This window comes from Candidatus Paraluminiphilus aquimaris (assembly GCF_026230195.1).
GTDB classification, from domain to species: Bacteria; Pseudomonadota; Gammaproteobacteria; order Pseudomonadales; family Halieaceae; genus Luminiphilus; species Luminiphilus aquimaris.
Window position 1 is genome coordinate 146,274 of the sequence record NZ_CP036501.1, and the last position, 20,857, is coordinate 167,130.

Sequence of the window (20,857 nt, forward strand, 5' to 3'; positions counted from 1 at the left end):
GAACAATGAGCCGCATTCGTCATTTCCTCACATTGAATGATCTCTCTCGCGAAGAGCTCTTGGCATTGCTTAAGCGCGCGTCGGAACTAAAGGTTCTGCAGCGCAATGGCACGGCGCATGGCGCGTTAACCGGCAAAGTAATGGCGATGATCTTTGCAAAATCGTCTACGCGCACCCGTGTTTCATTTGAAGCGGGCATGACACAGCTGGGCGGTAGTGCCATGTTTCTGTCGCCAAATGACACGCAAATGGGGCGCGGTGAACCGATCAGTGACACGGCTAAGGTGATTTCATCGATGGTCGATATTGTCATGATCCGCACATTTGCCCACGCCGATGTTGAGCTATTTGCAAATCATTCCAGCGTTCCTGTGATCAACGCCCTCACCGACGACTATCACCCGTGTCAGCTTTTGGCAGACATGCAAACGTGGATAGAGCACCGCGGCGACGTTCAGGGGAAAACGGTTTGTTGGCTGGGGGATGGCAATAATATGTGTCAGTCCTATATCAATGCCGCCAAAATTTTGGGGTTTCACCTGAAGATCGCCTGCCCCGAGGGCTTTGAACCATCAGCCAAATTGATGGATAAGGCGCAAGGATACGCCACCATTGAGCACGACCCACGACGTGCGAGTGAAGGTGCACATTTATTGGTGACCGATGTCTGGGCTTCAATGGGTCAAGAGGACGAGGCGCGAATGCGCGAGCAAGCCTTATCGAATTATCAATTGAATCAAGACCTCTTAGATCTGGCAGACACCGAAGCGCTGTATTTTCACTGCCTGCCCGCGCATCGCGGCGAGGAGATCACAGCAGACCTCATGGATAATCCAAAATCTGTCATATGGGATGAAGCCGAAAATAGACTCCACGCACAAAAGGCATTGATCGAGTTTCTGCTGAGCTGACCCCCTCCCCTAGAAGATTCGCGCGAGAGCCCGCGCACCAACACATCAGTCCGCCATCATTCGATTAAGCAATAATTCGCGCCGGATACATCACTAATCCTTATGCAATAACGGGTGAAAGCTGGGCGCTTTGTGAGTTAGTACTAACTTTGATCGGCAGCACATCTTATCCACAGGAAATTCGCAGCTTATGGGGCTTGCATTCCACCCCTCTCCGCCCTATCTTGGGGGTGCAATTAAGAACGACCCCAAGATGTGGTGAAAATCAGTAAAACAGACACCACGTATCGAGCGGCCGTTTAACCACAGAAACGCACGTGAGGTTACAGCAGCATGCAGACAGGCAGTGAATCCGTAGGCAATCAAACGCCCGCAACCCCGCCCGTAACGGGCACACCAAGTCAGACACGGCTTGCAGCAACGGCTCCAGGACAAATGCGCGTCATAAAACGCAATGGAACCGTGGTCTCCTTCGAGGACAGCAAAATATCAGTAGCCATCACGAAAGCATTTCTCGCAGTAGAAGGCGGCACCGCAGCGGCGAGCTCGCGAATACACGAGACCGTTGCAAAACTGACCGAACAAGTTGTCGGAACATTTAAGCGTCGCATGCCCTCAGGTGGCACCATCCACATTGAGGACATTCAGGATCAAGTGGAACTCGCACTCATGCGAGCAGGCGAGCACCTAATTGCGCGCGATTACGTTATTTACCGCGAGTCACGCCGCCAAGCGCGCGTCGAGAAGGAAGCATTATCACCCGAGTCAGAGGCGGCAGCGGGCGCCATCAACGTTGTAGGCGCTGACGGCAATTCAAAGCCACTGGATATCGAGCGCATCCGCACCATTGTTGCTGAAGCCTGCATGGATCTCTCCGATGTAAGCGAAGCGGCGATTATCGATGAGGCGCTAAAAAACTTGTACAACGGTGTCACAGAGCACGAGCTCAGCACATCGCTCGTCATCACTGCTCGCACTATGATCGAGCAAGAGCCTAACTACTCCAGTGCCGCCGCGCGCTTACTGTTGGATAACTTGCGCGCCGAGGGCCTGAGCTTCCTCAACGTTGCGGACTCAGCAACACAAGGGGATATGGAAACCTATTACCCACAAGCGCTTAAGTCGTTTATCAGCCGTGGCATCGAGCTTGAGCTTCTAGCACCGAACCTCGCTGAATACGATCTCGACATGCTGGGTGAGGCTTTGTTGCCAGAGCGTGACCTACAATTTAGCTATCTGGGCCTTCAAACGCTCTACGATCGCTACTTTATTCACAGCGACGAGACGCGCTTCGAGCTCCCTCAGTTATTTTTCATGCGCGTCGCAATGGGTCTCGCAACGCGTGAAGAAGACAAGAACGCACGCGCCATCGAGTTCTATCAGCTTCTCTCTTCGTTCGATTACATGAGCTCAACACCTACGTTATTTAATTCGGGCACGCTTCGCCCGCAGCTCAGCTCTTGCTACCTCACGACCGTGCCTGATGACCTCCACGGGATCTACGGTGCGATTCAGGACAACGCAATGCTGTCCAAGTTTGCAGGCGGCCTCGGTAACGACTGGACCCCGGTGAGAGCGCTAGGCGCTTACATCAAGGGCACCAATGGTAAGAGTCAGGGTGTCGTTCCCTTCCTCAAGGTCGTCAACGATACGGCAGTGGCCGTCAATCAGGGCGGAAAGCGAAAGGGCGCGGTCTGTGCTTACCTCGAAACTTGGCACATGGATATCGAGGAATTCCTCGAACTTCGCAAAAACACGGGTGATGACCGTCGTCGTACGCACGATATGAATACGGCAAACTGGGTACCCGATCTATTCATGAAGCGTGTGTTCGAGGACGGTGATTGGACGCTCTTTTCACCCAACGACGTACCGGACCTGCACGACTTGTATGGCAGCGCGTTTGAAGAGCGCTATGCACAGTACGAAGAGCAGACGCGTAACGGTGAGTTAAAGCTATACAAGACGATGAAAGCACAAGCGCTATGGCGCAAGATGCTGGGTATGATCTTTGAGACAGGCCATCCGTGGATTACCTTCAAAGATCCGTGCAACATTCGCTCGCCACAGCAACATTGCGGTGTGGTCCACTCCTCGAACCTCTGCACAGAGATCACGCTCAATACGAGCAAGGATGAAATTGCAGTGTGTAACTTGGGGTCAGTCAACCTGCCGCAACATATTGAGAACGGCGAGCTCAATATCGATAAACTGCGAAAGACCGTTACGACGGCAATCCGCATGCTCGATAACGTGATCGATATTAATTATTACTCCGTCGAAACGTCAGAAAACTCCAATATGAAGCACCGACCCATTGGACTCGGTCTCATGGGTTTCCAGGACGCGCTGTACAAGACGGATATCTCCTACGCATCGGAGCAGGCCGTTGAATTCGCCGATAAATCGATGGAAGCCATCAGCTATTTTGCGATCAGTGCATCCACGGATCTTGCGGCTGAACGCGGCGCTTACTCAAGCTACGAAGGCTCGCTATGGAGCCAAGGTATTTTCCCCATTGATTCGCTCAACATGTTGGTCGAGCAACGAGGTTCGGAGTACATCTCGGTCAACCAAGACAGCAGTATGGATTGGGATGCACTGCGAGGTAAGGTAGCTCAGCAAGGTATGCGCAATTCAAACGTGATGGCCATTGCACCAACCGCCACCATTGCCAACATTACCGGCGTGTCGCAGTCTATTGAGCCGACCTACCAAAACCTGTACGTGAAGTCGAATCTGTCCGGCGAATTCACCGTGGTCAATCCCTATCTTGTGCGCGATTTAAAGGAACGCGGCTTGTGGGACAAAGTGATGGTCAATGACCTCAAATACTTCGATGGAAGCGTACAAGCCGTCGATCGAATCCCGGCTGATTTGAAAGCAAAGTACTCCACCGCATTTGAGATTGAGCCTCGGTGGTTGGTAGATAGCGCAAGTCGACGCCAGAAGTGGATCGATCAAGCCCAATCGCTCAACTTATACATCAATAATGCGAGTGGTAAAAAGCTGGACGTTACGTACCGAATGGCTTGGTTCAGCGGTTTAAAAACAACATACTATTTGCGCTCGTTAGCGGCGACCGGCACCGAGAAGTCGACGGTGAATACAGGGCAGTTGAATGCTGTATCACAGCAAGCAGCCGAGGCCGCCCCTGTTCAACCGGCGCCAGTACCAAAGGCGTGTTCGCTTGACGATCCAGATTGTGAAGCTTGTCAGTAACCAAATAAGGCAAAGGAGTTAATGATGCTTAATTGGGATGATTACAACGTAGCAGAGGGCGAAGCCCCTACTGCGGCACCACAACAACAAGCACCAGTGCAACCCGAGGTGGTCAACAAGGCGCTTGAAACACTTAACGAGCAGCCAGCCGAGTCGACAGCTGCAACAGATCAGGTAAAGGCTGCAGCCGACGCGATTGCTAACCTCGACGCAACCCGAGGGCTCGAAGAGCTCGAGATGGGCGCATCGCGCATCTCTGTTGATGAGAAAGCCATGATTAACTGTCGTGCGGACCTCAACCAACTGGTGCCTTTTAAGTATGACTGGGCGTGGCAGAAGTACTTGGATGGCTGCGCCAACCACTGGATGCCGCAAGAAATCAACATGACGGCTGACGTAGCAACGTGGAAAAGTGAAGACGGCTTAACAGAAGACGAGCGACGTATTGTCATGCGTTCGCTGGGGTACTTTTCTACCGCAGACTCACTAGTGGCTAACAACCTCGTGCTGGGTATTTATCGGCTAATCACTAATCCAGAGTGTCGGCAGTATCTGCTTCGGCAGGCGTTTGAAGAAGCGATCCATACTCACGCTTACCAATACTGTATCGAGTCACTCGGCATGGACGAAGGCGAAGTCTTTAACATGTACCGAGAGGTTCCTTCTGTCGCTAAAAAAGCGTCATGGTCGCTCGACAAAACCCAGGCCCTCTCTGACCCCAACTTCAACACGGGAACCACAGAGGATGATCAGCAAGTGCTGAGAAACCTCATTGGCTTCTACGGTGTAACCGAAGGCATTTTCTTCTACTGCGGCTTTACTCAAATTCTATCGATGGGTCGTCGCAATAAGATGACAGGCGTGGCGGAGCAGTTCCAATACATCCTGCGTGATGAATCAATGCACTTAAACTTTGGCATCGATGTGATCAATCAAATTAAGCTCGAAAATCCGCACTTGTGGACAGAAGAGTTTCAGCAAGAAGCGATTCAAATGATTCTTGAGGGCACGGCGCTTGAGATTGAATACGCCAGAGACACCATGCCACGTGGCGTACTTGGAATGAACGCAAGCATGATGGAAGAGTACCTGCAGTTCATTGCAAACCGCCGTCTCACTCAGCTAGGTCTTCCAGAGCAATTCCCTGGAGCACAGAATCCCTTCCCGTGGATGTCTGAGATCATGGACCTTCGCAAAGAGAAGAACTTCTTTGAAACACGCGTTATCGAGTACCAAACGGGTGGCGCACTCAGCTGGGACTAAAACAGCGGAATGTCTCTCTAAGCCCCACAACGAGTGGGGCTTTTTTTTGCCCAGAATTTGACCCCTCGTCAGTTCGGCTTCAGCCGAATACTCTTTGAGTGGATGATGAGCCGCAAAGCGCCTCACCGCTTGAGGCTTACGAGCCCTCTATAAACGTGCCTACTACAGCCCCGGAAATGGGTAACGGGACAGGGGCAACGGGAAAGGGGCAGCTAACTACGATACGTCAGGGCATCATGCGATAAGACACCGGTTTAACGAACCCCAAAGCCGCCTCACCAACAGCGCCTGCTTGATCAAAGCGGCGGTGAAAATAGGTGGACCCCCTTGCCTACCCCTGAATATCGAATGTAAAACGCGGAAGTGTCTCTAAGATAGCGCGACCGTACCGTTTATTTGCGATCCGGGTATCTAGAAGCGTTATGATCCCCTCGTCGGTTTCGGTCCTAAGTAACCTACCGCAAGCCTGAAGCAATCGTAACGAAGCGCTAGGCACCGTAAGCTCCATAAAGGAGTTCCTTCCCTCCGCCTCGAGCAGTTCGGCATGCGCCGCATCGATTGGGTTATCTGGCGCCGCAAATGGTAACTTCGCAATAATGACATGCTCGCAATACTCTCCGGGAAGATCGACGCCCTCCGCAAAACTCGCAAGACCAAAAATGACGGAGGGTAAGTTGTTATCAATGCGCTTTCGATGCTCAGCTATGATCTCTGCTTTGCTCATTACCCCCTGAATCAACAGTGAGTCACCAAACTTGGATTCGAGTGCCTCATGAACCTCTTGCAATTGACGCCTCGAGCTAAAAAGAACGAGGGTGCCCAGTCGCTCTTCGAGCAACAGAGGTAAGCGCTCAATTAGCTCGTCGGTGTGTTCGCCCGGGTTACTCGGATTACTGCGCATATCGGGGACGACAAACCGTCCACGTGAGGCGTCAAACGGACTCTCTACCCGCGCAAGTTTCGTGTCCTCTGGGAGGCCTGTCTGCTGCATTAGGTGCTCAAACGAGCCCAGAGCCGTCAGGGTTGCTGACGTCATAACCGCACCTGAGACACGATCCCACACGTGTTCTGACAAAATATCCCTTGCGTAAATGGGGCTTGCAAAACACTCAATGGAGCTCTCGTCTCCATAATGACGCATCCAGCGCGCCCAAGGTGTTCCATCCTGCGCTGCAGATTCTGCATAGCTGTCCCAGAGAGCAATTTGGCCCTCCGCGCGGGCAACCATAACCTGTAGATCATTAAGACTCGCTTCCCACGTTTCCCTGTCGTCAGCGTCCGCTTCCTCGAGTAGGGCTTCAACAAGACCCGCAAATGGGTTTAGCCGCTGACGATTGACTCGCCATAGATCGCGGAGGGCTGTCGCGCCCTCTCTGAGTTCACTTTGAACCACGCCAAACTCGAATCGCAAATCTGAGCGGGTATCAGTCCGGTCGTTCAAAAGCGACCAGCACAAACCAAACGTGTCGCGAGTCAACTGCAGTAAATCAGTCTGGTTCGCCGTGATAGCCGCGAGCGACTCAGGCCGAACATCATTCTCTACGAAAAACGTGTGCTTGCTCTCGAACCACTGTTGACTCTCCGCCAGATTATTCAGTGTTCTCCCACTGCGGGCGAAGCAAGCGAAGTGCTGTAAGCACTTCTCGGCAAGTTGATGTCCCTCATCAAAAATGTAAAAGCTGTCTTCCGGCGCTGACAGAATGAGTCCACCGCCCAAGCGAAAATCTGACAGCACAAGATCGTGATTGGTCACGATGACATCCGCCTCTTCCAACCCCTCTCTGGCACGAAAGAAACTGCAGCCCGTAATATGAGGGCAGCGACGACCCAAACACTGCGAGTGATCAGTCGTCACTGAGCGGATAACACTGGGCTCTAAGGCATCAGGCCAACTATCAAGGTCACCATCCCAACTGTCGTCACTTACTGCCATTAACATGGCGTCGTAAGTCCCCTGAGCCTCCTCGCCTTCGGGCAATTCTGCCTCATCTGGATACATCGACAACATAGGGGTATCCGGTGAACCCTGAATGAGCTGATCTAACTTGTACAAGCAGAGATAGCGACTTCTACCCTTCGCCAACTGGTAACTGAAGTTGATGCCACTATGGCGCTTTATCTCCGGGAGATCCTTGAGTATGAGCTGCTCCTGAAGTGCTATGGTCGCCGTCGCAATCACCAGCGTCTTAGCTTGCGCTTTTGCTACAGGCAATGCCGCTATAGTGTAAGCGATGGTTTTACCTGTACCCGTGCCAGCCTCTATCGCTAAAAACGGCGATCGCTCCGTGTCGCCCAAGGTGTTCGCAACCTCAGCAATCATTTGTCGCTGTCCCCAGCGTGGCTTTAGAGCCTTGGCTTGAGTGAGGTTGGAAAACGCATCACGGACAGATTGTCGTAGGTCTTCACTGAGCAAAGCTAATCAACTCTTCGCTAAATGATGAAGCCAATTGAAAACCGGCTTGGCGTACGCCGAAAGCGCCAGATTCCGTTCCAGAGGGGTCAGGCCGTCGAACCGCGCCATAAACTGAGCGTGAGAAATGGTGGCGGTAGGTACATCAGGACATTGAGTCATATTATCCCCACCCAATGCCTCGTAGGCCCAGATATTGGTTTGAAAGAGACGGTAGTTCTCGACCATTTGTTTGTCGATCGCCTCCACTGCCGCGGCAACTGATAACGTATCTTGGGTAAGCGGCGTCCCGAACTGCAGGTGCACACGCCCTTTCTCGTCGGTAATACCCGCTGCAATACTCTCAAGATCCTCAAATTGACGCTTTTGGTAGTTGTCACCTACTGCCAACTCCTGAGCCTTTCGAACATCGCAAGGATCAAGTTCGTAGGAAATAGTAATCGGCACAATATTGAGTTTTCCCAACACATCATCCGGCGACTCAAGTGGCTTATCACGCGACAGTGTCAGCATTTTTAGCACTGCGGCCTCGGTTCTGTCATTGCCATCTTTCGCGCGCCCTTCTCGGTGCGCAATCCAGAGTGAACCTCTGTTTTCCTCGATGGCACTGCGCATGAAGCTTGCTAGCTCCTTAGACGCTGCCAATTGTTGCTTAGGACCACTTAAATTACGTTTAACAATAAAGCTTTTATTAATTCGCATAAGGTGGGACACCCAAGGCTTCTGCAGTAGGTTGTCGCCAATTGCGATTTGCGCGGTTCGGTGGCCCTGTTCTACCAGCACGATATTGGCATAGGCGGAGTCCATGACAATGTCTCTGTGATTACTGATAAACAAATAAGAGCTCTCGGCAGACAGTTGCTCAATTCCGTCGCTGGTAAACACTGAAGTTGACGCCACAACTTTGTCTAGACGAGGTTTAACCAAACCCTGAAATGCCTCGACCGTGTCAACGCCCACCAACTGCTTTCTCAAGAAACGTCGAGCAAACAACCGCGCGACACCGGGAAGCCATTGAGCAACTTTATTGCCTCTCAACGCCATGAGCGTGTCGATGAATTCATTGTCTGATAAGAGCGCATCAACCACCGCACTGACTTCGGCATCTCGGTAAGGTCTTATCTCGCTGTAGAGGTCTGCCATTTAATTACTGCCGATATCGAATCAACCAATAAAGATTGATCGCTTTGAATCCCATTATTAACGCATTTGGCCTTTTCTAGCCTGCATATTCTGGTAGCATCGCCACCCGTCGTGAACCCTACCTGCGGAGAAGAAGAGATGGAAGCATCTAGCGCATATTTGATGTTTTTGGGAGTGTCCTGCTTGCTATTGAGTTGGGCGTTACTCCTCATAACAGCATGGAAAGAAGACTATGCATGGGGCATGTTCTCGCTCCTGTTGCCACCTGTTGGCTATGGCTACGCACTTTTCCGTTTTGCAGAAGCCAAAGAGACCCTTTTACTTGCCAGTGTTGGCTGGTTATTAGTCATCCTAGGGCTCTAACTTAGACATTATTACCGTATGGGCGCTGAGCGGTTGACATAGACATCGACCTCACCCAATATCTGCGCCCTTTGAATTCCGGAGAGATTTCGTGGCGAACTCACCACAGGCTCGTAAAAGAGCAAAACAGAACGACAAGCAACGCGCTCATAATGCAAGCCTACGCTCGCTCGTTCGCACCAAGATGAAGCAGGTTCTCGCTGCTGTAAGCGCTGGCGAACACGGCCCTGCGCAGGAAGCGTACAACAGTGCGGTCCCTGTCATTGACCGTATGGCCAACAAGGGCATCATCAAAAAGAATAAAGCGGCACGTCACAAGAGTCGTTTAAATGCAAAAGTTAAGGCGCTGGCATAACACCAACGCCTCGAGCCGTCATACAGCGGCTCGATTGTGAATATTCTACGCTAGTTTCCACGCTCCCCACTAAGCGAGCTTGTTAAACTAGCGGCATGTCTACTACAACCATCACCGACAACAGTTTCCGCTTCTTATTTGAAGACGCGGATGTGCGTGGTGAGACGGTTACCCTGCACCATGTTCTCAACGATCTTTACGCGGCCCATCCTTATGGAGACGGCGTTAAGCGTTTGCTCGGTGAGTTCGCTGCAGCGACAGTTGTCATCAGCAATAACCTGAAATTTAGAGGGCGCGTTGTGCTTCAAGGGCGCAGCGACGGACCGGTCTCACTTGTCATGGTTGAATGCTCCTCGGAGGGCCAAGTCAGAGGTCTGGCCAAGGGCCAACTAGACGCGCCACAAGGCCCCTTAAGTTCACTTCTGCCAAGCGGCGTTTTGACCCTGACGATCGAGCCTGAAACAGGACAGCGTTACCAAGGCGTCATCGCTGCACAACGCGACGAGCTGTGCGATGTGCTCAGCGATTACTTTGAGCAGAGCGAGCAGTTAGCCACCAAATTTTGGCTATCAACCGAGAACGGTGTCGCCGCGGCGCTGATGCTACAGCAGCTTCCAAAGCAAGTCGTTTCGGATGAGACGGTGCGGTTTGACCAGTGGCAGACGCTCTGCGCACTCGCTGACACCGTGACGGGGCGCGAACTCATAGCCGTGGGGACTGACCAACTTCTCTACCGACTTTTTAATGAATGGACAGTTAAGCGTTTCGAGCCCAAGGGGATCGTTTTCGAATGTAACTGCTCGAGTGAGCGAAGCTTAAATGCCATCCGCTTACTACCGAAACATGAGATCACTGAGCTCTTTGAGGAGCAAGAAACAGTGACGATGAACTGCGAAATGTGCAGCAAAAGCTACTCATATTCGTTATCCGACGTTAGACCAGAAGAGGAGCCTACTCTCCACTGATCTGGCACACGTTTTCTTCACACTCACACTGGAAGTAGACATAAATGACCGTTGAACAGAGTGCACAAGCACCGATCAAACACACAGACAACAATGCCGCTCAACTCATTGAAATGGCTTTGGACCGCAAAGAGGGCTGCTTAACCGACACCGGTGCGCTCCGGGTTGAAACGGGCCACAGAACGGGACGATCACCCGCTGATCGATTCATCGTCCGTGAGCCGTCTAGCGAAGACGCTGTTGAATGGGGCAGCGTGAATCGCGAGTTCTGCTCGGATAAATTTGACGCGCTGTGGGACCGGGTTAAGGCTCACGTCGCCAACAACGAACAGTGGGTACAGCACCTGCATGTCGGTGAGCATTCCGACCATTACCTTCCGGTAAGGGTTACGACGGGAACCGCATGGCAAAGCCTGTTCGGTCGCAATATGTTCATTCGTCCCGAAAACTACAACCCGTCAGATAAGGCCGAGTGGAAGATCTTAAATGTCGCAGATTTTGTCTGCGTGCCGGAGCGTGACGGTACAAATTCTGATGGTGTTGTGATCATTAACTTTGGTCAGCGCAAAGTGCTCATTGCGGGTATGCGCTATGCCGGCGAAATGAAAAAAGCCATGTTCTCGGTTCAGAATTTCCTGCTACCAGAAAAAGACGTTCTCCCAATGCACTGCTCAGCAAACATTGGCGATGAAGGTGACACCACGCTATTTTTCGGGCTATCCGGCACAGGAAAAACAACGCTTTCCGCCGATCCCGCACGCTATCTCATTGGCGACGATGAGCATGGCTGGTCCACGGGTTCCGTCTTTAATATCGAAGGTGGATGCTATGCCAAGACTATCGACCTAAGTCAGAAAAATGAGCCCATCATTTGGGATGCTATTCGCTTTGGTGCCATCGTTGAAAACGTGGCGCTCAATGAAGCCCGCCATGCGGACTATTCCAATACGTCGCTCACTGAGAACGGCCGATGTTGTTACCCGCTTTATCACGTCGAGAAACGCTCTGCGACTAACATGGGTGGCGAACCCAAATGCGTTATCTTCTTAACCTGCGATGTCTCCGGCGTCCTGCCGCCCGTTAGCTTATTATCAAAAGAAGCTGCCGCCTTTCACTTCTTGTCGGGCTACACCGCTCGCGTCGGCTCAACCGAATTGGGTGCTGAAGCGGGAATCCATCCGACGTTTAGTACCTGTTTTGGCGCACCGTTTATGCCAAGACCCGCCCAGGACTACGCCGATTTGTTGATGAAACGCATCGAAGATTTTGGGTCTCAGGTGTACTTGATTAACACCGGCTGGACCGGTGGATCAGGTGGCGCTAACGGCAAAGGCAGTCGCTTCCCCATCCCGGTGACCCGAGCCGTTGTAGCCGCAGCGCAAAGTGGCGCCCTTCTTGATGTCGAGACCAAACACATCGATGCGCTGAATCTTGATTTCCCAGTGAGCATTCCGGGCGTGACGGAGGAGTTCATTGACCCCAGAGCAAGCTGGGGTGATGACGCCGCCTACGATGCGCAAGCTAAGCAATTGGCCGGGTTGTTCACGGCGAATATTCAAAAATTTGATATCAGCGAGGCGATTATTGCGGCAGGTCCGAAATGAGGCCCGCTTGGGAAGACTGATGTTTTAAAAAGAAAAGGGGCCCAAGAGGCCCCTTTTTTTAACTCTTTTGTTCACTTCGCTGAGCTAGGCTCTCACGATGCCAGCGCCTTCGACCCTCTACGCGACAAGGTCCCGAACAGCCGGCCAAGATCGTCACCCAACAGATACAGCGCAGGGACCAGAACAAGTGTTACGCCCGTTGCAAACATAACGCCAAAGGACAAAGAGACAACCATAGGAATGAGGAACTGCGCCTGAACGCTTGTCTCCAACATGATAGGAACAAGCCCAACAAAGGTCGTTACCGACGTTAGAATAATCGGGCGAAAGCGGTCGGTGGCGCCCTGTAACAACGCACTCTCAAGGTCCATCCCCTCGGCTCGTAGATTGTTAATGCGGTCGATCAAAACGAGGTTGTCATTGACCACAACGCCTGCGCACGCGATCACACCCATGATGGAAAACATACTGACCTGCCATCCCAGCATCCAGTGCCCGAAGATGGCGCCCATCAATCCAAAGGGGACTGCAGTGAGAACGAGAAAGGGCTGCCAATACGATTTAAACGCAATCGCCATCAGTCCGAAAATAACGAGCATCGACAACATGCCCAGGTAAACCATGGCTTGCTGGAACTCTATTTCCTCCTGTAACTCCCCATCCATATTGATCGAGAGCCCCGGATACATCTGTAACCACATCGGCCCGTCGTTCTGCAAAATAGACTCAACGATGGCACGAGGCGCTGCCCCGTCATCAGCGACATCCGCCGCAACCTCGAGCGTCCTGAGGCGATTAACACGCTCTATCGATTGATAGCCCGTCTCGACGCGATAAGTCGCCACTGTCGAAAACGGCACCTCCCTACCACTACTGGTGCGAATGTACATCGAATTAATATTGGCGATGGCTCTGCGTTCGGACTCTGGGTATCGCACCATCACCCGCACATCTTCACCATCACGGGGAATACGCTGCACTTCCTCCCCATAAAATGCCTGCCGAATTTGTGTTGCCACATCAGCCAGGGTAATCCCCAAGTTTTCGGCCGCAGGCTTTAAGGAGAGAACAAGCTCCTCAAGCGGCGCATCGAAACTGTCGCTGATATCAAACACCCCAGGGTACCGCTCAAGCGATGATCGAACTTCTCCGGCCAGCAACTCCAAGTCAGCAATACTGTCTGACGCGAACTGCAATGTAATCGGCTTTCCCGGATCACGAATAGTGAAGTCAAAGCGAACATCCTTGGCCTCAGAAAGATCACCGAGTCGCTCACGCAAGCGCTTTGCAACCTCCTCTGTATCAAGGTCGTCGCTAACCGTTTGCATGACCAAATCGATTTTGTTGCCGCCCGCGACACCTAAAATATTATCGATCGCACCTGTTTCAGCAAATCGTGGCTGCGTGTTGTAGCTTGCTTTGATTTCCTCTGCCGCGTTAATCATTCGATCGCGCATCGCCTGCGTATCGCTAAATGCGCCGCCCTGTGGCATCTCAACATTGCCCACCACAAAGTCAGAATTAACACGCGGGAAAAAGGCGCTCTTTAGATAGCCGCCACCAAACAGCGCCAAGCTTAGGCACAGCATAACCAGGAAGAAACCGCCCACCATGGCATGGTTACGCAGGCATTTCTCAAGAAATGGCCGATAGCGATCGTTCGCAAACCACGACAAGCCATCAGCGCAGGCTCTGCGCGTTCGTCCGAGCCAGCTAGTGGGTGGCGTATCCGGTTCAGGCTTCATGTGCGCCAAGTGTGACGGCAAAATCAATAAACTCTCGATGAGTGAAAACGCCAAAGCCAGACAAACAACGACCGGAATACCCATCGAAGCGGGTCCCCACTCTCCAGGCAAAAAGAACATGGGTGCGAAAAAAACCATGGTGCTAATCACAGCGAAGACCACGGGTTTTACAACCTGCCTCGCGCCAACTAATGCCCCATGCTCACCGCTCAATCCACGACTTTGTGCTGAGTGCACCGACTCACCGACAATAATCGCATCGTCAACCACAATGCCTAACGTCAGTAAGAAGGCAAAGAGGGAGATCATATTCAGCCCCTGACCTGTATAGGGGAGCACAAACAAGGTCCCCATGTAGGCCACGACAATGCCGACCGAGACCCAAAATGCCAGCATCGGCCGCAAGAACAACATGAGAACGACAATAACGAGCACCAGCCCGCCCAAGCCATTCGATACTAGGGTTCTGACGCGCTCCTTGAACGACTTAGACGGATCCTGCCAGAACTCGAGCGAAACGCCTTCGGGTAGGGTCTGCGACCGCTCGGCAACCCATGCCTTAACCGTATCGGTTGTCAGGATAACGTCGGGGGAAGTCGTGACATAGACGTTCAAGCCAAGGGAGCGCTGACCGTTAAACTCAATGTCGACGTCAATATCTTCAAAGGTGTCCCTAATTGTGGCGACATCACTGAGTAAAAGCTCTTGTCCGGAGAGGTCACTGCGCAAAACAATCGACTCAAAATCAGCACGATCGTAGGCCTGACCACGAGTCTGGATAAGCAAATCGCCGCTCTCTCGCTTGACCGACCCTGCAGGCAGGTTGATCGATGCTCGCCTCACCGCATTGGCGAGCTGATCAAACGTAATCTGGTAGCGCTGAAGGCTCTCCTCGGCGACCTCAATTGACACTTCGTAGGGACGCGCGGTTTGAAGCTCAACAATCGAGACCCACGGCTGACGTACTAGCTCATCTCGCAACGTCTCGCCCAGCTGCTTCATCTCCCGCTCGCTGAGATCACCGTAAATTTGAACGCGACCCATTTGATGCCGGTAAGTCAATTCAGTGACGGTAGGTCGTTCTGCATCAGACGGAAACGTGCGGATTGCATCAACGCGGGTGTTGATATCGTTGGTTAGCTTTTGTGTTGGGTAGTCGCTCTCGACTTCCACCATAACGATAGCCAGTCCCTCTCGCGAGACGGAGCGAAGCTCTTCGATCCCATTTAGATCATGAACCGCCTCTTCTATCCTGACTGAGATTTGTTCCTCAACTTCACTCGGGCTTGCGCCGCGAAACTCCATTCGAATCTCGATCTGGTTTATTTCGGGCGTAGGGAAAAACTGCTTATCCAGCTTGGGGATACTGGCAAACCCGCCGATGATTAGAAGCACCATCAGTAAGTTCCCAGCGATAGGGTTTTTAATAAACCAAGTAACGGGCCCGTTCATATCAGTTAACCGCCATCACTTGAACGCGCAAACCTGGAAACAAGGTATTGTTCAGTTCTGCGACAACCACGTCACCCGAGGCAACACCCGACACCCAGACACGATCGCTGTCTCGATTAACAACGGAGACATCCTTGCGCTCCAAGGTGGATTGCTCGTTGACGACCAAAATATGCCCATCGGGACTCAGCGCCGTGTTTGAGAGCTCAATAACCTGCGGTACGGGACGACCTAAAATTTCAGCACTCGCGAAGACACCCGGTGTGAGCGCCGGTCTACCTGAGGCAAGCGCCGGGCTTCCACTAAACTCAACGATGAGATTCGCGACGCGACTGCGTCGATCGATTTCAGCTTCTGAGCGGACGATAGGTGCCGAGAAATTCCAAACCTTGTCACCAATATTGACCGTCACCGCTGCAGATGACCCCACCAAACCACCCGATGACGTAAGAAGTCTCTCCGGTAATAGCGCCAACTGCGCATCGGAAATGGGTAAGCGCAACTCCAATGCATCAATTGCATACACTTGCGCCAGCGGCGTCCCATTACCAACAAACTGCCCCACATCTGCGCGCTTTTGTAGGACGCGCCCATCGAAAGGCGCTCGAATAATGGTCCTCTCAAGTGCCAGTTGAGAGGCCGCAACATCGGCCTTGGCCGCGGTAACCGCCAGTTCCGCAGCTCTGAGCTGTGGCTTTCGTAAAAAGAGATCGTTAGCCTCAGCCGTGCCCAATTCCCGCCACTCTCTCGCAGCCTGCCGGCTCCTCCCGCGCTCCTCTGCTAGGCGCTGCTCTGCCTGAGCCAGTGAGGCCTGTGTTCTCGCGAGCGCGAATTCGTAGTCATCGGGTTCAATCGTGAGCAAAATATCGCCCGTCTGGAAGAATCCACCATCGGCAAAACTTTCACTCACCTCAACTACTTTGCCCGCAACTTGGGCGGCGAGGTCTACCTGCGTTTTTGCACTAATGGTGCCCTGCGTTCTCACGCGCAACTGATGCACAGCGGGCGCAGCGTCGATCACCTCAACCATCGGCGCAGGGCGCTCTGGAGGCGCACCCGCCTGGGGCTCGGACTTCGCCGTCAGCACTACCCAAGTCGCGACTAAACCAGCGAGCGTTGCAAGCACCGCAATCGCAATTTTTCGAATCGAAAGCCGCGAGACCACTGCGATTCCTTCGGCGGTGTCAGACATAGTTCATTCCAATATTAGTGAGAGCGTAGATTTGGGGACAAGACCACGTAAAAACAAGTGTGGCGTCTAGCTTTTGTCCCTTAGGTGTTACGACAATATACGCGAGAGATTGAAAGACCCGTCGCACGCTTAATACGAAAAAAATACAAGCGCAGATCCGCGTCTTGACCGCGTTAGATCCCCAGAAAAATAGTCTGAGGCCTTGCCTACCGGCACCGTTTTCGCTGACTATGGTGGATATCAACTATTACACACCATCTTCACTTTCTAACCTTTACGGAGACTCCAATGGCTCTTTCTTCTGGGGATAACGTCCCATCTTGTACGCTCTCGGTTATGGGCGATTCAGGCCCTACACCGCTCACCACAGACGATCTTTTCAACGGTAAGCGCGTTTTGCTGTTTGCTCTTCCAGGCGCCTTTACACCGGGCTGCTCAATGGCGCACCTGCCTGGCTACGTCGCTACAGCGGACAAAATTAAAGCGGCTGGCGTCGATACCATTGCATGCCTGTCGGTCAACGATGCCTTTGTTATGGGCGCATGGGGCGAGGCTCAGAACGCCAGTGAGATCGTTATGGTGGCTGACGGAAACTGCCAATTTACCGATGCGATGGGTCTGACACTGGACGGAACTGGCTTTGGAATGGGTAAGCGTAGCCAGCGGTATGCAATGATCGTAGACAACGGTGTTATCTCGCACATCAATGTCGAGGATGGGCCCGGTGTTGACGCAAGCTCCGCTGAGACAATGATGGCTTTACTCTAATTTTCCATTAGAGACAGTCCAAGGTGGTGAGGGCGTCACGTTAAAAAATTTCGGTTAGCGTGCCGCCGTCACCCCAAACACAACCGCACTGATTACCACAACACCCAGCACATTCACCCAAATGCCCCATCGCACCATGGTTTGAATGCCAATCTGCCCTGTCCCGAACACCACAGCATTCGGTGCTGTTGCAACAGGCAGCATGAAAGCGCAACTGGCGCTCATGGCTGCAGGAACCATCAAAATTAATGGATCAATCTGAGCCGCCATCGAAGCCGCCGCCAATATCGGCATTAGCAGCGCTGTGGTTGCGGTATTTGAGGTCGCCTCCGTAAGCGCGGTCACAAGAATCGCCACCATGACAATCGCAAAGAGCGTGGGGACTAACGCCAAGTTCGCGAGTAGCTCTCCTACCTGAGTACTCAATCCGGACGCAACAAACCCCTTAGCAAGCGTAATACCCCCGGCAAATAGCAACAGTACGCCCCAGGGTATCGCACTCGCTTGTTCCCAGCTGATAAGGGGTTCACCGGTCTTATCTCGGCTTACAAACATAGCAATCACAGCACAAAATGCGACCGCCGCATCATTGGCCATGGGCATATCAAGCCACTCGCGCCAGCCTCCAAAAGGCTCTGTACGTGTCATCCAGGCCAAGGCTGTGAGGGCGAATATAACGAGCACACGCTTCTCTGCGCTGCGCCACTCACCAATGTCAGGAAGCGCCACTGTGAGGTCATTGGGAACTTGCCGAGCGAGAAATAGCGCAATAGTTGGAACCATCAAAGCGACCACTGGAATTCCCCAAGTCATCCACTCGCTAAAGGAGACAGCCGTCCCGGTAGTCTCCTCGTAAACTTGCATAAAAATAAGCGTTGGCGGTGTCCCAATCGGCGTTCCTAGGCCACCAATGCTGCATGCCCATGCCAAACCTAATAACAGTGGTGGTGCGAGCGCCTTAGGGGCACTCGACGACGCGATAACGGCCAACGCTACCGGTAACAGCATCAAAACCGTCGCCGTATTCGAAATCCACATGCTGAGCAACGCGGCCGCCAACATAAAGCCTAGTATCAGCCTCCGCGGTTCGTTCGCACCCACAAGACGCACCACAGTCAGCGCTATACGCGTGTGTGCGCCCGTTGACTCCATTCCCTTTGACAAGAGAAAGCCGCCCATGAGAAGCAAAATGAGCGGCGACCCGTATGCTGCGCCGACATCTGCTGGACTAATCACACCCAGCAAGGGTAAGAGCGCCATGGGTACGAGTGATGTCACTGGAATGGGGATTGGCTCAAAAATCCACCAAAAAACGCAAAGTATTGCCACTGCGCTGGTCATAGAGGCCGCGTGTGACTGATCAAAGAGGTGGGATAGCAGACCTACCGTCACCGCGGCTACTAAACCGGGGATTATTGATGTACTCAAATTATACGAATTCGACTTCGGCATTGCGCACTACCCATACTTGTTCGTTACACTATCGGCATGAAATCTCAGCTGTCTCCCCTTGTCGATACCTTCGACCGTCGCATTCGTTATCTCAGATTATCCGTAACGGATCGTTGTGACTTCCGATGCCAGTATTGCATGACCGAGGAGATGCGTTTTTTACCACGCAAATCGGTGCTGTCCGAGGACGAGGTTATCCGACTAGCCACCTTATTTGTTGAGTTGGGTGTCGAAAAAATTCGTCTGACAGGCGGTGAGCCTCTGATCCGCCCCGACATCGTTGGTATTGCACGCAGGCTCAATACTATCGACGGACTCAAAGAACTCGTACTCACTACTAACGGCAGTCAACTGACGACTTTAGCCAAACCACTGGTGGACGCGGGCGTTTCACGGATCAACGTCAGCCTCGATACGCTTTGCGAACGACAATTCGCGGAACTCTCTCGCACGGGCCACCTTGATAAGGTTCTGCGTGGCATTGATGCTGCCATTGAGGCCGGATTTCAGCGGATCAGACTCAATACCGTGTTGTTAACCGGTCAGAACGAGCAACAAATTGAGCCGCTTCTCGACTATGCCTTGAAAAAGGGTATTGATATTGCCTTTATCGAAGAAATGCCAATGGGCCACATTACTCAAACTGAGCGCGAACTCAGTCTCGTACCCTCGGCTCAAGTGCTTGAAACAATTAAATCACGATTTTCTCTGTTGCCCATCGTTGGTGGCGCGGCGGACGGTCCTGCAAGGCGCTATGCCATTGAAGGGACCTCCACTGAGGTGGGCGTTATTTCCCCCATCACTCATAACTTTTGCGACTCTTGCAACCGGCTTCGAGTGACGCCTGACGGTAGACTCGTTTTGTGTCTAGGGCACGAAAACGCGCTAGATTTGCGGCAAATGCTCAGAAGCGACATGGATTCGTCCAGCTTGAAACGTGCAATTGTTGCCGCGCTTGCGTATAAACCCGAACGTCACGTGTTCGATCAACCAGACGAGCCTCAAGTTGTTCGCTTAATGAACGTCACGGGCGGTTGATCACAAACTAGGATTTTCTATGTCACACTCGTTTCCAAAGCTGGGGAGCGTCGAGAGTATTATCGAATCGCTTGCCGCCGAGGGCTATATCTGCAACGAACAGATAGCCACCGTCGTCTACTTAGCCGCCGCACTCGAAAAACCTATTCTGGTAGAGGGCCCCCCAGGCGTGGGTAAGACCGAACTTGCCAAAAGTTGTGCCGAACTTACCGGGGCTCCCCTGGTTAGACTGCAGTGCTACGAAGGTCTCGACGAGTCGAAAGCAATTTACGAGTGGAAGTACGGCAAGCAACTTCTCTACACCCAGCTGCTGAAAACGCAGTTAGCTGAAGTCATGGAGGGCGCTACAGGGCTCCGTGAGTCGATAGAGCGACTGCACAGTTTCGATGACGTTTTCTTCTCCAAAGAATTTTTGGAACCAAGACCCTTATTTCGAGCAATCGATGCCGATGACGGTGTTGTTCTACTGGTCGATGAGATTGACAAGGCTGACTTTGAATTTGAGTCGCTGTTACTAGAGGTGCTCTCGGACTTCCAAGTCTCTATTCCTGAGCTAGGCACCGTAAAAGGCCGCTCCAAGCCACTGGTCTTTTTAACCAGTAACGACACGCGCGATCTATCCGACGCCTTAAAACGGCGCTGTCTGCACCTCCATATCGACTTCCCCACCACAGAGCTGGAAGGGAAAATTGTCCGAGCGCGAGTACCGCAAATTACCGAAGCTATGACCGACCATCTCACATCCTTTGTGAGCAAAGTACGTGAACTCGATCTGAAGAAACTCCCTTCGGTTTCTGAGACCATCGATTGGGCGAAGAGCTTGGTCTTATTGCATGCTGATTCGCTAGATGAAGAACTTGTCCGCAGTTCCTTAAACGCACTCCTCAAATACGAGGACGATTTGAGTACCGTGGTAGACAATCTCACCGAATTACTTAGCCAAGACGTTAAGGCCTCCCAGGCCAGCTAACGCC

General features: G+C 52.5%; 15 protein-coding genes. 10 read left to right on the top strand and 5 right to left on the bottom strand.

Going from position 1 to position 20,857, the window contains the following annotated elements; genetic code table 11:
* Positions 1-5 precede the first annotated feature (5 nt).
* From argF to E0F26_RS00715, 3 genes are all read left to right on the top strand, one after another.
* Positions 6-911, top strand: coding sequence for an ornithine carbamoyltransferase (argF, locus tag E0F26_RS00705; RefSeq protein ID WP_279242123.1), 906 nt, complete (start codon positions 6-8; stop codon positions 909-911).
* A 333-nt stretch (positions 912-1,244) separates the two neighbouring features.
* The gene (locus E0F26_RS00710; protein ID WP_279242124.1) at positions 1,245-4,133 is read left to right on the top strand and encodes a ribonucleoside-diphosphate reductase subunit alpha; all 2,889 of its coding nucleotides are present in this window, start codon (positions 1,245-1,247) and stop codon (positions 4,131-4,133) included.
* A gap of 24 nt (positions 4,134-4,157) precedes the next feature.
* The gene (locus E0F26_RS00715) at positions 4,158-5,396 is read left to right on the top strand and encodes a ribonucleotide-diphosphate reductase subunit beta (RefSeq protein ID WP_279243239.1); all 1,239 of its coding nucleotides are present in this window, start codon (positions 4,158-4,160) and stop codon (positions 5,394-5,396) included.
* Between the two features lie 331 nt (positions 5,397-5,727).
* Here E0F26_RS00715 and dinG read toward each other — a convergent pair whose 3' ends face one another.
* Both dinG and E0F26_RS00725 read right to left on the bottom strand, forming a co-directional pair.
* The gene (gene dinG, locus E0F26_RS00720) at positions 5,728-7,809 is read right to left on the bottom strand and encodes an ATP-dependent DNA helicase DinG (RefSeq protein ID WP_279242125.1); all 2,082 of its coding nucleotides are present in this window, start codon (positions 7,807-7,809) and stop codon (positions 5,728-5,730) included.
* Positions 7,810-7,815: 6 nt separating this feature from the next.
* On the bottom strand, positions 7,816-8,949 hold the full coding sequence (locus E0F26_RS00725; RefSeq protein ID WP_279242126.1) for a 1-acyl-sn-glycerol-3-phosphate acyltransferase: 1,134 nt from the start codon (positions 8,947-8,949) through the stop codon (positions 7,816-7,818).
* Positions 8,950-9,087: 138 nt separating this feature from the next.
* Here E0F26_RS00725 and E0F26_RS00730 point away from each other — a divergent pair, with 138 nt between their 5' ends.
* From E0F26_RS00730 to E0F26_RS00745, 4 genes are all read left to right on the top strand, one after another.
* A complete protein-coding gene (locus E0F26_RS00730) occupies positions 9,088-9,312 on the top strand; it encodes a hypothetical protein (protein WP_279242127.1) in 225 nt (74 codons plus the stop codon).
* A 91-nt stretch (positions 9,313-9,403) separates the two neighbouring features.
* Positions 9,404-9,667, top strand: coding sequence for a 30S ribosomal protein S20 (gene rpsT / locus E0F26_RS00735; protein ID WP_279242128.1), 264 nt, complete (start codon positions 9,404-9,406; stop codon positions 9,665-9,667).
* A gap of 95 nt (positions 9,668-9,762) precedes the next feature.
* Entirely contained in the window at positions 9,763-10,632 is an 870-nt protein-coding gene (gene hslO, locus E0F26_RS00740; protein WP_279242129.1) for an Hsp33 family molecular chaperone HslO, read from the top strand.
* 44 nt (positions 10,633-10,676) lie between these two features.
* On the top strand, positions 10,677-12,236 hold the full coding sequence (locus tag E0F26_RS00745) for a phosphoenolpyruvate carboxykinase (protein ID WP_279242130.1): 1,560 nt from the start codon (positions 10,677-10,679) through the stop codon (positions 12,234-12,236).
* A gap of 92 nt (positions 12,237-12,328) precedes the next feature.
* Here the strand turns inward: E0F26_RS00745 and E0F26_RS00750 are convergent, their stop codons facing one another.
* Complete coding sequence (locus E0F26_RS00750; RefSeq protein WP_279242131.1) at positions 12,329-15,433, bottom strand: efflux RND transporter permease subunit; 3,105 nt, start codon at positions 15,431-15,433, stop codon at positions 12,329-12,331.
* Between the two features lies 1 nt (position 15,434).
* Positions 15,435-16,625, bottom strand: coding sequence for an efflux RND transporter periplasmic adaptor subunit (locus E0F26_RS00755; RefSeq protein ID WP_279242132.1), 1,191 nt, complete (start codon positions 16,623-16,625; stop codon positions 15,435-15,437).
* Positions 16,626-16,913: 288 nt separating this feature from the next.
* On the opposite strand from E0F26_RS00755, the gene E0F26_RS00760 reads away from it, so the two are divergent.
* Positions 16,914-17,393, top strand: a complete 480-nt coding sequence (locus E0F26_RS00760) for a peroxiredoxin (RefSeq protein WP_279242133.1) — start codon at positions 16,914-16,916, stop codon at positions 17,391-17,393.
* 54 nt (positions 17,394-17,447) lie between these two features.
* On the opposite strand, the gene E0F26_RS00765 is transcribed toward E0F26_RS00760, so the two are convergent.
* Positions 17,448-18,845, bottom strand: coding sequence for an SLC13 family permease (locus E0F26_RS00765; protein WP_279242134.1), 1,398 nt, complete (start codon positions 18,843-18,845; stop codon positions 17,448-17,450).
* Between the two features lie 36 nt (positions 18,846-18,881).
* On the opposite strand from E0F26_RS00765, the gene moaA reads away from it, so the two are divergent.
* Together moaA and E0F26_RS00775 are read left to right on the top strand one after the other, a co-directional pair.
* Positions 18,882-19,883 (top strand): GTP 3',8-cyclase MoaA, encoded by a 1,002-nt coding sequence (gene moaA, locus E0F26_RS00770; protein ID WP_279242135.1) that lies wholly within the window; start codon positions 18,882-18,884, stop codon positions 19,881-19,883.
* Positions 19,884-19,902: 19 nt separating this feature from the next.
* Positions 19,903-20,853 (top strand): AAA family ATPase, encoded by a 951-nt coding sequence (locus tag E0F26_RS00775; RefSeq protein ID WP_279242136.1) that lies wholly within the window; start codon positions 19,903-19,905, stop codon positions 20,851-20,853.
* The last annotated feature ends 4 nt before the right edge of the window (positions 20,854-20,857 follow it).

Excerpts from the sequence above, each read along its gene's own strand:
- argF (WP_279242123.1), top strand. The coding sequence starts at position 6 with ATGAGCCGCATTCGTCATTTCCTCACATTGAATGATCTCTCTCGCGAA.
- E0F26_RS00710 (WP_279242124.1), top strand. The coding sequence starts at position 1,245 with ATGCAGACAGGCAGTGAATCCGTAGGCAATCAAACGCCCGCAACCCCG.
- E0F26_RS00715 (WP_279243239.1), top strand. The coding sequence starts at position 4,158 with ATGCTTAATTGGGATGATTACAACGTAGCAGAGGGCGAAGCCCCTACT.
- E0F26_RS00725 (WP_279242126.1), bottom strand. The coding sequence starts at position 8,949 with ATGGCAGACCTCTACAGCGAGATAAGACCTTACCGAGATGCCGAAGTC.
- E0F26_RS00730 (WP_279242127.1), top strand. The coding sequence starts at position 9,088 with ATGGAAGCATCTAGCGCATATTTGATGTTTTTGGGAGTGTCCTGCTTG.
- hslO (WP_279242129.1), top strand. The coding sequence starts at position 9,763 with ATGTCTACTACAACCATCACCGACAACAGTTTCCGCTTCTTATTTGAA.
- E0F26_RS00745 (WP_279242130.1), top strand. The coding sequence starts at position 10,677 with ATGACCGTTGAACAGAGTGCACAAGCACCGATCAAACACACAGACAAC.
- E0F26_RS00750 (WP_279242131.1), bottom strand. The coding sequence starts at position 15,433 with ATGAACGGGCCCGTTACTTGGTTTATTAAAAACCCTATCGCTGGGAAC.
- E0F26_RS00755 (WP_279242132.1), bottom strand. The coding sequence starts at position 16,625 with ATGTCTGACACCGCCGAAGGAATCGCAGTGGTCTCGCGGCTTTCGATT.
- E0F26_RS00760 (WP_279242133.1), top strand. The coding sequence starts at position 16,914 with ATGGCTCTTTCTTCTGGGGATAACGTCCCATCTTGTACGCTCTCGGTT.
- E0F26_RS00765 (WP_279242134.1), bottom strand. The coding sequence starts at position 18,845 with ATGCCGAAGTCGAATTCGTATAATTTGAGTACATCAATAATCCCCGGT.
- moaA (WP_279242135.1), top strand. The coding sequence starts at position 18,882 with ATGAAATCTCAGCTGTCTCCCCTTGTCGATACCTTCGACCGTCGCATT.
- E0F26_RS00775 (WP_279242136.1), top strand. The coding sequence starts at position 19,903 with ATGTCACACTCGTTTCCAAAGCTGGGGAGCGTCGAGAGTATTATCGAA.